The sequence below is a fragment of the Cellulosilyticum sp. I15G10I2 genome (genome assembly GCF_900095725.1).
GTDB lineage: Bacteria > Bacillota > Clostridia > Lachnospirales > Cellulosilyticaceae > FMMP01.
The window spans coordinates 21405-34506 of record NZ_FMMP01000015.1 but is presented as its reverse complement, the minus strand read 5'-3'; the positions used below and the strand labels follow the sequence as shown (position 1 = coordinate 34506).

The 13102-nt window shown below is 30.1% G+C and carries 16 protein-coding genes and 2 riboswitches; of the genes, 7 read left to right on the top strand and 9 right to left on the bottom strand.

All coding sequences use genetic code 11. The features are described from left to right. Window positions 1–86: 86 nt before the first annotated feature. Complete coding sequence (locus tag BN3326_RS14295) at window positions 87–1430, bottom strand: alanine/glycine:cation symporter family protein (RefSeq protein ID WP_069999928.1); 1344 nt, start codon at window positions 1428–1430, stop codon at window positions 87–89. Between the two features lie 182 nt (window positions 1431–1612). Further along, a riboswitch (glycine riboswitch) is annotated at window positions 1613–1707 on the bottom strand. 1 nt (window position 1708) lies between these two features. Next, a riboswitch (glycine riboswitch) is annotated at window positions 1709–1797 on the bottom strand. 183 nt (window positions 1798–1980) lie between these two features. Here BN3326_RS14295 and BN3326_RS14290 point away from each other — a divergent pair. Then, on the top strand, window positions 1981–2526 hold the full coding sequence (locus tag BN3326_RS14290) for a flavodoxin domain-containing protein (RefSeq protein WP_069999927.1): 546 nt from the start codon (window positions 1981–1983) through the stop codon (window positions 2524–2526). Window positions 2527–2733: 207 nt separating this feature from the next. Here BN3326_RS14290 and BN3326_RS14285 read toward each other — a convergent pair whose 3' ends face one another. From BN3326_RS14285 to BN3326_RS14270, 4 genes are read right to left on the bottom strand one after another with little or no spacing between them, the layout of a single operon-like run. Beyond that, window positions 2734–3489 carry a hypothetical protein gene (locus BN3326_RS14285; protein WP_069999926.1) on the bottom strand — a complete coding sequence of 252 codons (756 nt, stop codon included), beginning with the start codon at window positions 3487–3489 and terminating at the stop codon, window positions 2734–2736. After that, window positions 3483–4181, bottom strand: a complete 699-nt coding sequence (locus tag BN3326_RS14280; protein WP_069999925.1) for an ABC transporter ATP-binding protein — start codon at window positions 4179–4181, stop codon at window positions 3483–3485. The genes BN3326_RS14285 and BN3326_RS14280 overlap by 7 nt, the downstream gene beginning before the upstream one ends. Further along, window positions 4182–4364 (bottom strand): hypothetical protein, encoded by a 183-nt coding sequence (locus BN3326_RS14275; RefSeq protein WP_069999924.1) that lies wholly within the window; start codon window positions 4362–4364, stop codon window positions 4182–4184. It lies immediately after the preceding gene. 3 nt (window positions 4365–4367) lie between these two features. After that, window positions 4368–4733 carry a GntR family transcriptional regulator gene (locus BN3326_RS14270; RefSeq protein ID WP_069999923.1) on the bottom strand — a complete coding sequence of 122 codons (366 nt, stop codon included), beginning with the start codon at window positions 4731–4733 and terminating at the stop codon, window positions 4368–4370. A gap of 193 nt (window positions 4734–4926) precedes the next feature. Between BN3326_RS14270 and BN3326_RS14265 the strand changes: the two genes are divergently transcribed. The 4 genes from BN3326_RS14265 to BN3326_RS14250 all read left to right on the top strand — a co-directional run bounded on the left by BN3326_RS14265 (window position 4927) and on the right by BN3326_RS14250 (window position 7150). Continuing rightward, complete coding sequence (locus BN3326_RS14265) at window positions 4927–5325, top strand: ACT domain-containing protein (protein WP_069999922.1); 399 nt, start codon at window positions 4927–4929, stop codon at window positions 5323–5325. 81 nt (window positions 5326–5406) lie between these two features. Beyond that, entirely contained in the window at window positions 5407–5898 is a 492-nt protein-coding gene (locus BN3326_RS14260; RefSeq protein ID WP_069999921.1) for an SseB family protein, read from the top strand. A gap of 32 nt (window positions 5899–5930) precedes the next feature. After that, window positions 5931–6329, top strand: coding sequence for a hypothetical protein (locus BN3326_RS14255; protein WP_069999920.1), 399 nt, complete (start codon window positions 5931–5933; stop codon window positions 6327–6329). 50 nt (window positions 6330–6379) lie between these two features. Further along, the gene (locus tag BN3326_RS14250; protein WP_069999919.1) at window positions 6380–7150 is read left to right on the top strand and encodes a PD-(D/E)XK nuclease domain-containing protein; all 771 of its coding nucleotides are present in this window, start codon (window positions 6380–6382) and stop codon (window positions 7148–7150) included. Between the two features lie 68 nt (window positions 7151–7218). Here the strand turns inward: BN3326_RS14250 and BN3326_RS14245 are convergent, their stop codons facing one another. The 3 genes from BN3326_RS14245 to BN3326_RS14235 all read right to left on the bottom strand — a co-directional run bounded on the left by BN3326_RS14245 (window position 7219) and on the right by BN3326_RS14235 (window position 9445). After that, window positions 7219–7713: a DUF4446 family protein gene (locus tag BN3326_RS14245; RefSeq protein WP_242876008.1), complete on the bottom strand. Its 495-nt coding sequence runs from the start codon at window positions 7711–7713 to the stop codon at window positions 7219–7221. Window positions 7714–7817: 104 nt separating this feature from the next. Continuing rightward, on the bottom strand, window positions 7818–8678 hold the full coding sequence (locus BN3326_RS14240; protein WP_069999917.1) for a ParB/RepB/Spo0J family partition protein: 861 nt from the start codon (window positions 8676–8678) through the stop codon (window positions 7818–7820). 2 nt (window positions 8679–8680) lie between these two features. Further along, the gene (locus BN3326_RS14235; RefSeq protein ID WP_069999916.1) at window positions 8681–9445 is read right to left on the bottom strand and encodes a ParA family protein; all 765 of its coding nucleotides are present in this window, start codon (window positions 9443–9445) and stop codon (window positions 8681–8683) included. Between the two features lie 293 nt (window positions 9446–9738). On the opposite strand from BN3326_RS14235, the gene BN3326_RS14230 reads away from it, so the two are divergent. Together BN3326_RS14230 and BN3326_RS14225 are read left to right on the top strand one after the other, a co-directional pair. Beyond that, entirely contained in the window at window positions 9739–10245 is a 507-nt protein-coding gene (locus tag BN3326_RS14230; protein WP_069999915.1) for a hypothetical protein, read from the top strand. Window positions 10246–10257: 12 nt separating this feature from the next. After that, window positions 10258–11847, top strand: coding sequence for a hypothetical protein (locus BN3326_RS14225; RefSeq protein WP_069999914.1), 1590 nt, complete (start codon window positions 10258–10260; stop codon window positions 11845–11847). A gap of 164 nt (window positions 11848–12011) precedes the next feature. Here the strand turns inward: BN3326_RS14225 and BN3326_RS14220 are convergent, their stop codons facing one another. Next, window positions 12012–12929, bottom strand: a complete 918-nt coding sequence (locus BN3326_RS14220) for a YegS/Rv2252/BmrU family lipid kinase (protein ID WP_069999913.1) — start codon at window positions 12927–12929, stop codon at window positions 12012–12014. Window positions 12930–13102 lie beyond the last annotated feature (173 nt).

The following is a 13102-nucleotide window of genomic DNA, read 5'->3' as shown; positions in this document are numbered from 1 at the left end:
AATTACAAAACAAGACGTTATAAAATAATCTTTAATAACTTAAGATTATTTTATAACGTCTTTATTATGTAATAACTATTTAGTTTTTATTTATTTGCTACATATGCCATATAAGCTTTTGTTTCAGCCACAATTACACCTGATAAGGCAAGAAGAGCAATAAGGTTAGGAAGTGCCATAAGCCCATTAAAGATATCTGCTAAGATCCAAATAGCTTCTAATTTAAGATATGCTCCGAGAGCAACCATCACTACAAAAACAACTCGGTATGGTTGAATAGCCTTAACCCCTGCTACATATTCAAGACAACGTTCACCATAGTAACACCAACCTAAAATAGTTGTAAAGGCAAAAAGTGTAAGACATATTGTAAGAAGAAGAGGTCCAATAGTTGGTAAAATCGTTGCAAAAGCTTGTTGTGTTATAACAGCTCCCTTTGCTCCTCCATGCCAAGCCCCTGTTACAATAATACTAAGTCCTGTTAGTGTACATATAATAATCGTATCAATAAAAGTTCCTGTCATTGAGATAAGCCCTTGCTCTGCAGCCCACTTAGTTTTTGCTGCCGCAGCAGCGATAGGTGCACTTCCAAGTCCAGATTCATTAGAGAATACACCTCTTGCAATTCCCATTTGGATCGCCTTAGCTACCATAGCGCCTCCAAAACCACCAATTGCAGCACTTGGTGTAAATGCGCCCTTAAAAACCAATCCTAAAGCAGGAATAATCTGATCTGCTGAAAAAATAAGTATAGCTACTGAAAAAATAATATAAATAACAGCCATAAAAGGTACAACCTTTTCTGAAACCTTTGAAATACTCTGTATGCCTCCAAAAATAACAAGTCCAACACAAACTGCAATAACTATCCCTGTTATACGAGGATCTACGCCCACTGTAGATTGTATACTTTGGCTAATAGCATTAACTTGAGGAAAAGTTCCAACACCTAGAAGTGCAACTAAAACACCACTAACTGCAAAGAAAATTGCAAGTGGCTTAAACTTTTTGCCCATACCTCTTTCGATATAGTACATAGGTCCACCAGATACTTCTCCATTTTGATCTGTTGTTCGGTATTTAATAGCAAGGACACCTTCTGCGTATTTAGTCGCCATACCAAAAAAGGCTGCAACCCACATCCAGAATAATGCTCCTGGTCCTCCACCAGCTATAGCCGTTGAAACCCCTACTATATTTCCTGTTCCTACTGTTGCAGCAAGTGCTGTACAGAGTGCTCCAAAGCTATTAATATCACCTGAACCTTCATTTTCTGCTGTAAATATAAGCTTTAATGCTCGTGGTAATTTAATAACTTGTAATAGTCCCAGCCTTATAGTTAGAAAAATACCTGTACCAACTAACAAGGCAAGTAGTGGGGGCCCCCACACAAAATCATTAATGTTGTTAAGAATAGTTAAAAAATCCATAAAAAAAACTCCCTTTTAATTAGATTTAAAATAAGAGGAGTTCCTAAAGTTTTATGAGACTATTGAGTATACATTTCAAATAATTATAATGCTATAGATAGCGTCACAAAAAAACTACAAGCTATTTATTGCTAGCTCAAATAGACTTATGTAAACTTATCAACAAGTAATTATAAGATATTGTATAAAGCTCTGTCCTTTTGCCTGAGAGATTAAATAGTTTCCTACTTTTGCCCCTTCGGCGCCTATAACTTAAGGTCTCTCCAGAGGTCTGTCTGCTATACAGTCACACTTATATAAGTACCTGAGAGTGTTACTCCTTCGGTGGACCAAAATTTATTAATGGTCACTCTTCTGCACAGCTTCATCCAGTTATGTAATTCTATTCTACATAATATATTATTCTACGCATAAAGTCAATTGAGAATAATTAGTATTTATAATTTTTTTAAAGGCAGCTATTTAAAACTGCTACTTTTTCATGATATTATTATATAAATACTAAATTTTAAATATTATTGAAATAATACTTTATGTGGGAGTTGGTTATATGTCAAAAGAAGTGCCTCTAACTGTTGTTATTTATAATTCTAAATACGGAAGTACAAAGCATTATGCGACGTGGATAGCAAAGGAGATAAATGCTGACTTATTTGAAGACTCTCATATTAAACTTTCTGATTTAACTAAATATAGTACTATAGTATTTGGCGGATCTTTACATGCAGTGGGGATTAAAGGCGTTAAGCTTATTACTAAAAATTATGAAGCCTTAAAAAATAAAAAAATTATTGTATTTGCAGTGGGTTGCTCACCAGGGTATCCTGAAGCCCTTACCCAGGTTTTTAATCATAACTTTAAACTCATTCCTAAGGATAAAATAAATTTCTTCTACTTAAGAGGTGCTTTTAATTATAATAAACTCTCTCCATCTGACAAACTTCTGATGAATGCCTTAAAAGCTAAAATTAAACTAAAAAAAGATGATGAAATAAATGAAGACTCAAAAAGCTTATTAGCTTGTTATGATACTCCTCACGACTGGACCCATAAAGATCTCGTTGTACCTATTATAAAGTGTATTACTGCTTCTTAGTATAAACTTCAATTAACAGTCATAGAAGTTATTGCCCTGCCCCTATCCTAGCAACATTATATTCACCAAATTAACCTTGATATACCACTTATCATCACGTCTCAAGTACCTATAGATAGTACATTAAAACAATATATTAAAACTAATAACAGATAAAAAGATGATCGTCTTAGATCATCTTTTTATCTGTTATTACTTCTTCTTTGTCTATTCTAAGTTCAGATGTTTTTTTAAAATATAGTCTGTACCTATGAAAAGTAATATATTTAATATAATATTTCCTATTAGAACTGTTGTTATTATTATAATGTCTTCACTTATATAGGTTGGATATAGCATGCGGGATAAAATCACAGTAATCCACTGAATCGCAGTACTTAAGATGAAGAAGGCTACAAATGATATAATCCCCCTATGTTTATTAAACTTTGGTAACTGTGCTGTTGCTAAAGACAGATAAATCATTAATATAAAGCCAATATAACTCATTAATCCAACAAACGGCATCTGTATAATGATCCATATTCTATCTCCAAAGAAATCTTGCTGAAGTAAATATTGTATTTCTAACAGTATTCTATTAAATTCTAAAATAAAATTTTGATCTACTACTAATATAGTAAAAGATAGAAGTGCAGCGATGCCGCTTACTATGGTCCATACAACTGATGTTATGAGCTTAGATACAATAAGCTTTGTTGGACTAACAGGCAAGGTAAACATAAGATAGCCTTCATCAGATAATAAATTTTTATTAAACCGTTGTACTATTCCTATAATAGTAAGTACGCCTAGAGCTATAAACAAACTTACTAAAACTATAACTGTTAAATTAAATGCTAGTTCAATGTTAACTAGCCTAAATAACCTATTCACAATTGATACTAGTAATATGGCAATATATATAGGTATAAATATCCTGGCAGTCGCCTTAAATTCATATTTTAAAAGATTTCTTAGCATACGAATACCTCCCTGAACAATGCATCGATCGACTTGCCTCTTTCTTCTCTAATGTCATCTACACTGCCCTGTAACACAATATTTCCTTGTGATAAAAACACAATATCATCACAAATATTTTCTATTTCCTGAATTAGATGTGTAGCTAAAAGAATAGAGCTTTGATTTGTATAGTTTTTTATAATTGTCTTTAGGATATAGTCTCTTGCAGCAGGATCCACTCCGCCTATTGGTTCATCTAAAATATAGAGATCCGCTGCTCTTGACATTACAAGTATAAGCTGTACTTTTTCTTTTGTTCCTTTTGACATTGTTTTGAGACTGGAATTTTGATCTATTTGTAGTCTATCTATCATATCTATGGCTTTATTCATATCAAAATCATTATAAAAATCTTGAAAAAAAGCTAATAAGTCTTTTACTTTCATCCAATCATTAAGATAAGTTCTTTCGGGTAAGTAAGAAATGATTTTTTTTGTTTCAATACCAGGAAATTTCCCGTTAATCTTTACCTCTCCTGTAGTTGGCTCAATAAGTCCATTAATTAGCTTAATCATAGTACTTTTTCCACTGCCATTGGGGCCAAGAAGCCCCACTATTCTTCCCCTTGGAATAACTAAATTGATATTCTTAAGAGCTTCTTTACTGCTATATACTTTACTCACACCTTGTAGTTCTAATATATCTCCCATCTACTTTTCCTCCTCCAAAAATACTTTAATACCCTCTACTAACTCTTGTCTGCTATATCCGAGCTCTAATAAAGTCATAGAAAATTTATTGATCTTTTGATGAGCTGCACTTAGTCTCATGTCTCTTATCAATGTAATAAGTGTATTCCCATATAAATCATTTATAGGTTCTACATCTCTCATCTACTATTCCTCCCCTAAAAATAGAGTAACGATCTCTATTAATTCCTTCTTGCTATATCCAAGTTGCAGAAGTGTTGTTGTAAGCTCATTAATTTTCTGATTTGCAAAGTCTTTTCTCATCTTTTTAATAAGCTCTGTGTCATCAGTTACATAACGCCCACTTGTACGCTGACTAAATACTAATTGTTCTCTTTCTAGTTCTGCTAGCGCTCTTTGCATTGTATTAGGGTTAACTCCAGCTTCTTCTGCTAAATCTCTAACTGAATCTAATTTTGAACCAATTGGCATCATACCAGATATAATTCTAAGCTTGAGTTCATCGACTAACTGGATATATATTGGTTTGCTGTTATCAAACTCCCATGCCACTGTATCAACTCCTTATTGTATTAATTAACTAATACAATAATACTCTTATAAGCATCAAATGTCAATAAACTTTAGCTTGCTTTTTTTATATTATTTAAAATACTTGATATTAGCTTATCTAAATGAGATGATATAGATATATTTATGTATAAAATAATTCATTGTTTACTAGCTGAGTAAAGGGAGGTACTATGTGAAGGATTATACTTTAAACTTAGAGGTCTTAGAAGGTGTTTACTGTATTTGCAAAGGATTACCAGACTATATTATCAATGAGCTACAATTTAAGAGCGACTTTTTCTCTCTTACAAAAACCAGTGATGAAGTTTCTGTAGTATGTAACCAACAAGTAATTGCAACCGATACTATAAAAAGCATAGAAAAAGACTGGAAAATTTTAAAAGTGAGTGGCGTTTTAGATTTTTCACTAATTGGCATACTAGCAAAGATAAGTAGAATACTTGCACAAGTATCTGTAAGCATCTTTGTTTTATCAACTTACGATACCGACTATATACTTGTCAAAGCATCTAAATTAGTTATCGCTGCTCAAGCACTAGAACAGAGTGGACATAGTGTTAAATTCCTTTAATTTTATGTTTTAATGATTTAAACTATAATCTATATATGATATGATAATTACAAGTCATGCTTAATATAAGGAGGCTAATTAATGCATAGTTTTTATAATCTAAATCCAAATCATAATACTGCAGCATCAGAGCATTCAGTGAGTGTCTCTCTTGATTTAAATACACCATTATCTAATGATGAATTCTATAAGTTATTTGATGAGTACTGTGTAAGTCCTAATGAAAAAAATCAAAATATCTTAGGCACCCATCTTAATAAAATGAGTTATTTATTGGGTATTATTTCTGATAATGTAAATACTAATCAAATTACCATAAAAAAAGGTGATGATCTTAAATTTTTAATTTGCTCAACTGATAACAGAGAGGTATTTTTACCTGTCTTTACGACTGATGAGGAGTTAAATGCCTGGTATCCTGAAACCATAAGTACTTTAACAGTTCCTGCCGCTTGGCTTTGGAAATTTGTTCTGGGTCAGAAAAATTATGAGGGTATCCTTATTAATCCTGCCGGTATTGCCTGGCCTATTAATCTCCAGCATATTCAATCACTCCTTAACGATATGGTATAATATATTTAACATAACTTTTCTGGAGGCTGTAGATGAAAAAGATTGTTTCTTCTTCTAAAGTTTTAAAAATTACTAACTTTATGCAATTACTAATACTTGGAGCATGTTTTTATATTTTTTCTTCTAAAATACCTATGCTTCCTTGGTATTCTCCATTAACAAGTTATATACTTCTCCATCTTATTATTTTATTGAGTATACAGCTCATTATTTTTTTTTATGCTTGGTTTATGCGTGAAAAGTATATAGTATTTCATGTACCTATGCAAATAGGTATGATTAATATACTTCTTATTTTATCTATGTTTTTTATTAGTATAGTAAGTATACTTCTTTTTAATATACTTACTATATTTTGTACTTTTATAGAAATAGCTTTATTGATTTACCTTTTGCGTACTGTGCTCAATTTACCTAATTCTAATGAATAAATGACCTAACTTTTAGGTTTAAAACTTTTATATGCAAGGATGTGACCTATTTGAAAGATATTTTGCTAGATCTACAGACGCTTATTAATAAGGCAACTTTAGATTATAAAAACCGTACCTGGCTACGCTATGATATTTATTGTACTCAGTTTAATAAACTTTTATCTTTGGCTTCCCACTATAGAGAAATCAATATATCACCTATAGAAATTGCTTCTTCTCAATCCCTACATAACAGGCAGGGTTCTTATGAGGCCTATGACATGCTGGCAGAACGCGTTAAATTAAAAGAGGTAGTTGATAAAGCAACATCTCTTCTCGAAAAATTAAATACTTTTTCTCCATCAGTACCAATGACAGCTATTGATACTATAAGTGATGTTGAATTGGTATGTAACAACTTTTGTTCTGTGGTTAGAGAACTTCGTAGACGTTCAGATCATGGTACTGTTTTAGATATTGATACTGACGGAGATATTCTTTATTTGCTTAAAGCTCTGCTCCGTTTATATTTTGATGCTGTTTATGAAGATACCAACCAATCATATGATCTTAATAAGTGTAGATCACTTCTCATACCACGAGAGAAAATTGCGCTTATAGTTAAAAAGACACATAGAAGCTCTACTGATAAAGAGCTGCTAAATGATTTTCTACAAGCAATAAACAGTTATAGTCAAACTAGTGACTATACTACACTCTTTTATTTTATTTATGACCCGGAACTACGCATTTCACAGCCTATCTATTTAGAAAACCAACTCATACTTTTAAATAATAGTCCGCTTACTGTTAAGATATTTATTAGACCGTTAAGTTAATATAGATTTCACATCTTTAATTTTTAGGTTATTTTTAGCAATAATTAACAAAAGAGGTATGTAGTAATCTACATACCTCTTTTGTTAATCGCTTTTTGTAATGCTTGTTGTTCTTCTTCTGATAATGTATAAGTTGATTTTGCATCTTGTATTGGCTTTGCATAAGTATAAGAACCATCTCTGCTATAGATACCATTTAATACAACCCCATCATTTTGCTGGTCTAACAGTGCTATAGCAAATGATAAATCTGCTCCAGTATTAGCAATAGCCTTATATCTTACAACCCCAACTTTTTGTATGCACTGTGACTGTATATCCTCTATCTCTTTAATCTTCGTAAAAATATCTTTTTCATTTTGAAGTAAAATATTAAGTTTTTTAGTGTACTGTACTAATAATTCTTCTAAATCCACATCTTCTTTAGACATAAACTTCTCATATCGCCTTTGAATTTTTTTCATTTTGCTATAATTCACAATGAGCAATATAAATAGTATTAATGTAAATACTGATAGACCCAGTACTATATATAATAAATAGTTATTTAATAATAAAATCATCTCTTCCATCGATTTTAACCAGCTTCCTTTATTGTAATTATTATATTAAAAACGCATTGCATTATTAAATTATTAATCATCATAATATTATTACTGCTGTTTTCTTAGTGATTAATATTCATAAGCTCTATAATTCTAGATAGTTCATCTTCAGAATAATACTCTATTTCTATTTTTCCTTTTTTAGCACCCTTAGAAATAGTTACTTTCGTTCCTAATATTTTTTGTAGGTTTTCTTGTATCTCTCTATAGAACGGATTATACGTAGGCTTATCTTTAGGAGATGCCTTATCTTTAGTTAATAATAATTGAATATATTTTTCGGTTTCTCTTACACTTAGTCTTTTCTCAACAATAAGATCAGTAACTTGTTTTTGGCTCCTAATATCACTTATTCCAAGTATTGCCCTTGCATGGCCAAAACTAATCGCTTCTTCTCTTAATTTTTCTTGTACATAAGGTGTAAGTTTTAGTAATCTCATGATATTAGCCACAGAAGGCCTGCTTTTACCCACCTTATCTGCTACTTCTTCTTGCGTCAAGTCAAATCTTTCCATAAGAAGACTATACGCACATGCAAGCTCCATAGCATTTAAATCTTCTCTTTGGATGTTTTCAACGAGTGCAACTTCTAATGTTTGTTGATCACTAAAGTCTTTTATAATTACTGGTATTTCAGTGAGTCCTGCCATTCTTGATGCTCTATAACGTCTTTCACCTGCTATTATTTCATATCTTCCGCCTTTTTCTCTTACAATAAGTGGTTGAAGTATGCCATGTTCTTTAATAGATACACTGAGTTCATGTAACTCTTCTTCACTAAATTTTTTTCTAGGTTGTCCAAAATTTGGATCTATTTCATTTATGTCAACCTTTTTGATACCTATATTACTTTGCTCTCCTGCTGTTAATACTTCATCAGATAAAAGTGCGTTTAATCCTTTTCCTAATCCTCTTTGTTTCATTATTATTGATTCCTTTCTATAAACTCCATCGCAAGTTGTCTATATTGTTCTGTTCCTTTAGATTTTGCATCGTAGCTAATACAAGACATACCAAAACTAGGTGCCTCGCTCAATCTAACACTTCTAGTAATTTTAGTATTATATATAATACTCCTAAAGTGATTTTGAACTTCCTTCACAACTTGAAATGAAAGATTTGTTCTGCTATCATACATGGTAAATAATATGCCTTCTAGAACTAATTTAGGATTAGTATTTTTCTTAACCAAACCTATTGTTTGAACGAGCTGCGAAAGACCTTCTAATGCATAATACTCACATTGCATAGGTATAAGTACTGAACTTGATGCTGTTAATGCATTGATTGTAAGTATATTGACCGCTGGTGGACAATCTATAAATATGTAATCATAGTCTTTTTTTAAAGAATCTAATTGTGTTTTTAATATAAATTCTCTCTGCTTAGTATTTACAAGTTCAACTTCTGTCCCCGCTAAGTTCATATTTGAAGGAACAACATCTATATTTTCTTGCTGAGCTTGTTTAATAACGGTTTTGATAGGTTCATTATTTACTAATACATCATAAATTGTTGATTGTACTTGATTTTTTAATATACCACATCCACTTGTAGCATTTCCTTGGGGGTCTATATCAACTATCAGTACTTTATAATTTTGTTCTACTAGAGCCGCTGCTAAATTGATAACAGTAGTTGTTTTCCCTACTCCCCCTTTTTGATTAACAACTGCAACTATTTTACCCATAAATTTCTCCTTTGTTGTTCTTTCTCTTAAGTAGAGTATATCATATACTTCTTTTTTAATAAACCAATTTTCTTTTTATAATTTATAATTCATGTATATTTTTTTTATTTCTTAATATATTTATTACATATGTCCTATCTAGAAATAACTTTAAAACTTAGGTTATTCATGGAGTAAAACTGTTTCTAAGAATAATTTTACATTAAATACTATCGTTAATATGTAAAGTTTTATAATGTGAACTCTATATAATCTTCAAATTGTTTCACGTGGAACAAAAGAAAGGAGGCATAATGTTTAAAACATCAAAAATTATTTATAATATACTACAAGTTTTAACTATTACATACATCATATATTTTCTAATATTCATAATACACCACTTTTTCATCCCAAATATAGGCGAACTTACTATAGAATCCTTATCGGATTCAAAAGATCCTGAAATAAAAGAAATTACGGTTAGTTGCGAAAAAGCACCTTCTAAATACTATATCTTTATATATGAAGAAGACGAAAAAAACAATTGGATATATTTTGTCCATCAAGCCTATGATAAAAACAGACAAGCAATTGCCGATAAATTTCTTCCTAAAAAAACTATGAAATATGTATTATTTGAAGGTAACAAAAAAAGTTCATCTTTCCAATTTCAAATCAAGCCCAAATATCCTATAAGTTATATCGCTAGAAAAAGAAGTGTCTTTCATGCTATATACTTAGTACCTTATAAAATATATCCCTTTCCTGAATTTTACTACTGTAAACATAGTATATTTTATATTGATGCCTTAAAATAAGAGGAGAGCAAAATGAAATACATATTGATATTTGGTGTAATTCTTCAAAGTCTGCTATATGTTTATAAAAATCAAGAAGAATATGAACCTTTCTATATATTTAAATGCATGATTTATCTTTTTATTAGCACTATACACTCTGTAATAATCATGCTGAAACTTCCACTCGGCGCCTGCCTAATGAGCTTTATTTACTTAATAGATAAAAAAAATCATGCAATAAAACTTAGGCTGATTGCCAGTGGCATTATTATAGTTATATTAAGCAGCCTAAGTTATGAAGATATAAGTTCACCTATTCAAAAATTATATCTCTATAATATTAAACCTGATGTAACCTATATTGAAGTCTATACTAACAATAATGTAAATAATAAGTATTTATTTAGCATAAAAGATAAATCAGATATCAATCAATGGATAAGCATATTAAAAGCAAGTTCTCCCTATACATCATGGAACTATAAAGTACTACCTCAAGATCATGGTTACCTCATTAAGCTTCATTATCCATCTAAAATCATACCTATTACGACTACCTCGTATACTCCAAATTTACCTAATGTTTTTATCGGCAATAATTATATTTCTTATACTAATACATCACTGCCTGATTTAATTAACGCATATTTTAATGTCAAACCCTTATCACTCAAAATACTATCTACTGATGTGGAAATAAAAGACACAAGTATCCTCACTAATTTATGGGAAGAATTACTTTGGGGTAAGGAAATTCTTAATCCTAATCTTAATTTACCACTTATTGAAGGCAAATTAAGCCTTAGTAAAGATTATGAAATAGATATAAGTTTTTCAAATAATTTTAGTTATGCTAGATTTAATAATAACCATGTCATTAAAATCTCTGATTATCTTAGTAATAAACTTAATGAACAATATATACTTTCTAGCTTAAATATTGTAAATACCTTGACTGAATATGCTCCCGTACATATTCATACACCTCAAAAAAACACACTAAATTATTCAATAGAATTAGATGAGGGCAGAAGATATCATGGTTTATATGCAAATAATGAGATCCAAAACACTAAAACCCTGCTACATAATGTATCCTCAGCTAATAGTGAGTACTTTATTTTAAAAAATCCTTATATATTATTGTTAGATGAGAAACTTCCTTCTCAATATTACTTAATGCTTATTAATCAAAATATACCTAATAAACATCGCTATGTAGAAAAAGGCAAAAATATTATTCCAAGCTCTATTGCACTATGTCCTCAAAATACTAAATTCACGTATACTATTAATAATGAAGATTCATCTACTCTGTATCTAGTTAATAATTATTATGATTCACCTATTGTAGTAGCAAATGGAGATATTTTAGATTCTCTATTCTTATCAGAAAAATATATTGTCTATTCACTTCTTATTGATTATATAAATTTACTGTGCATTTATGATACAAGTTTATCTAAAACAGTAAAATATATAACAATTCCAGGCAACGTACATATGATAAGAGTAGAAAATAATACAATTGTTTTTTCTGTTCAAAATGAAGATAAAAACATATTAAAAGAGGGTATATTTATAATAGATGATACCTTAAAAATCAAAAAAATAGAGTGAGTACTCCATATCAATTGGAGTACTTACTCTATTTAGTAATAGATTTACCATAAATATTTCATATTTTAAAGTTAAACCATGATATTTAATATGAAATTATTCTGATAAACAACTTTATAGTAATAATAAGTTAAATTTAAAAGTTGTTTATCTATATCTCAGCATTAACTAGTGTGACTCATATGTCTTGGAGTATATATGCTTAGTACATTAGATACAACAGAAATATCTAATGGCAGACTAGGCCCATGTTCACCATCAATATCTGTTCCGTATGATTTATCAATTGAACCGTTCTTTATAGATAGATTATTTGTTTTAAAGTAAATAACATTAGGATTATTTAAATGTTCTCCTTGTAATACTTTAAAAAATAAAGGTGGTATATCATAAAAATAAATATCTTTAAAACAAACAATGTCAAACAAACCATCACATACATCCGCTTCATTGGCAAGTTTCATAAATCCACCTGCTCCTTTTCCATTAAAAACAAGTACTAAAAAAAACTTATTACTAAAAGACTCTTTAGTCGTCATAACTTCTAAATTCATAGCTTCATAATGATTAATAGCATCTAATCCTTTAACGTAATATGCCAGCTTGCCAAATTGGTTTTTAATATTTACATTAGTTGATTGTGAAATAGTACTAAAAGCACCCATACTGCAAACATTAATAAAAAATTTATCATTAGCCTTTCCCACATCAACATGCTTTAAATAGTTATCAGCTATTAAATCTAAAGCTAAAGGTAATTTACTCGGAATTCCTAACGTATGCGCAAAATCATTAGCCGTTCCAAGAGGCAGAATTGCTAAAGGTATATTTAATTTTTTTTTCATCATGCCATTCACACACTCGTTGACAGTACCATCTCCCCCTGAAACGATCATCATATCTAAGTTAAGATAATCAACCTTATCTATGATATACCTTTCAATAGATCCAGCAAATTTACTTCTATATACCTTTAAATTATATCCCATATCTTGAACTCTAGATGTAATATAGTCAAGATTTAATAAAACTTCTCTCTGTCCACAACAAGGATTATATAGTAAAAGAGCCTCTTTATTCATTAAACATCCCCTTATCTAGATTTATAAAAGATATATATTATGTAAACTTAAAGAGAAACACTATTGTTTCTCAGAATGATTTCAAATCACATATTACTTTGAATAACTAAAATATGAAGATGTGAGATCTATGATAAAATATATCTTACTTTATATTATCTCCTAAATAAGCT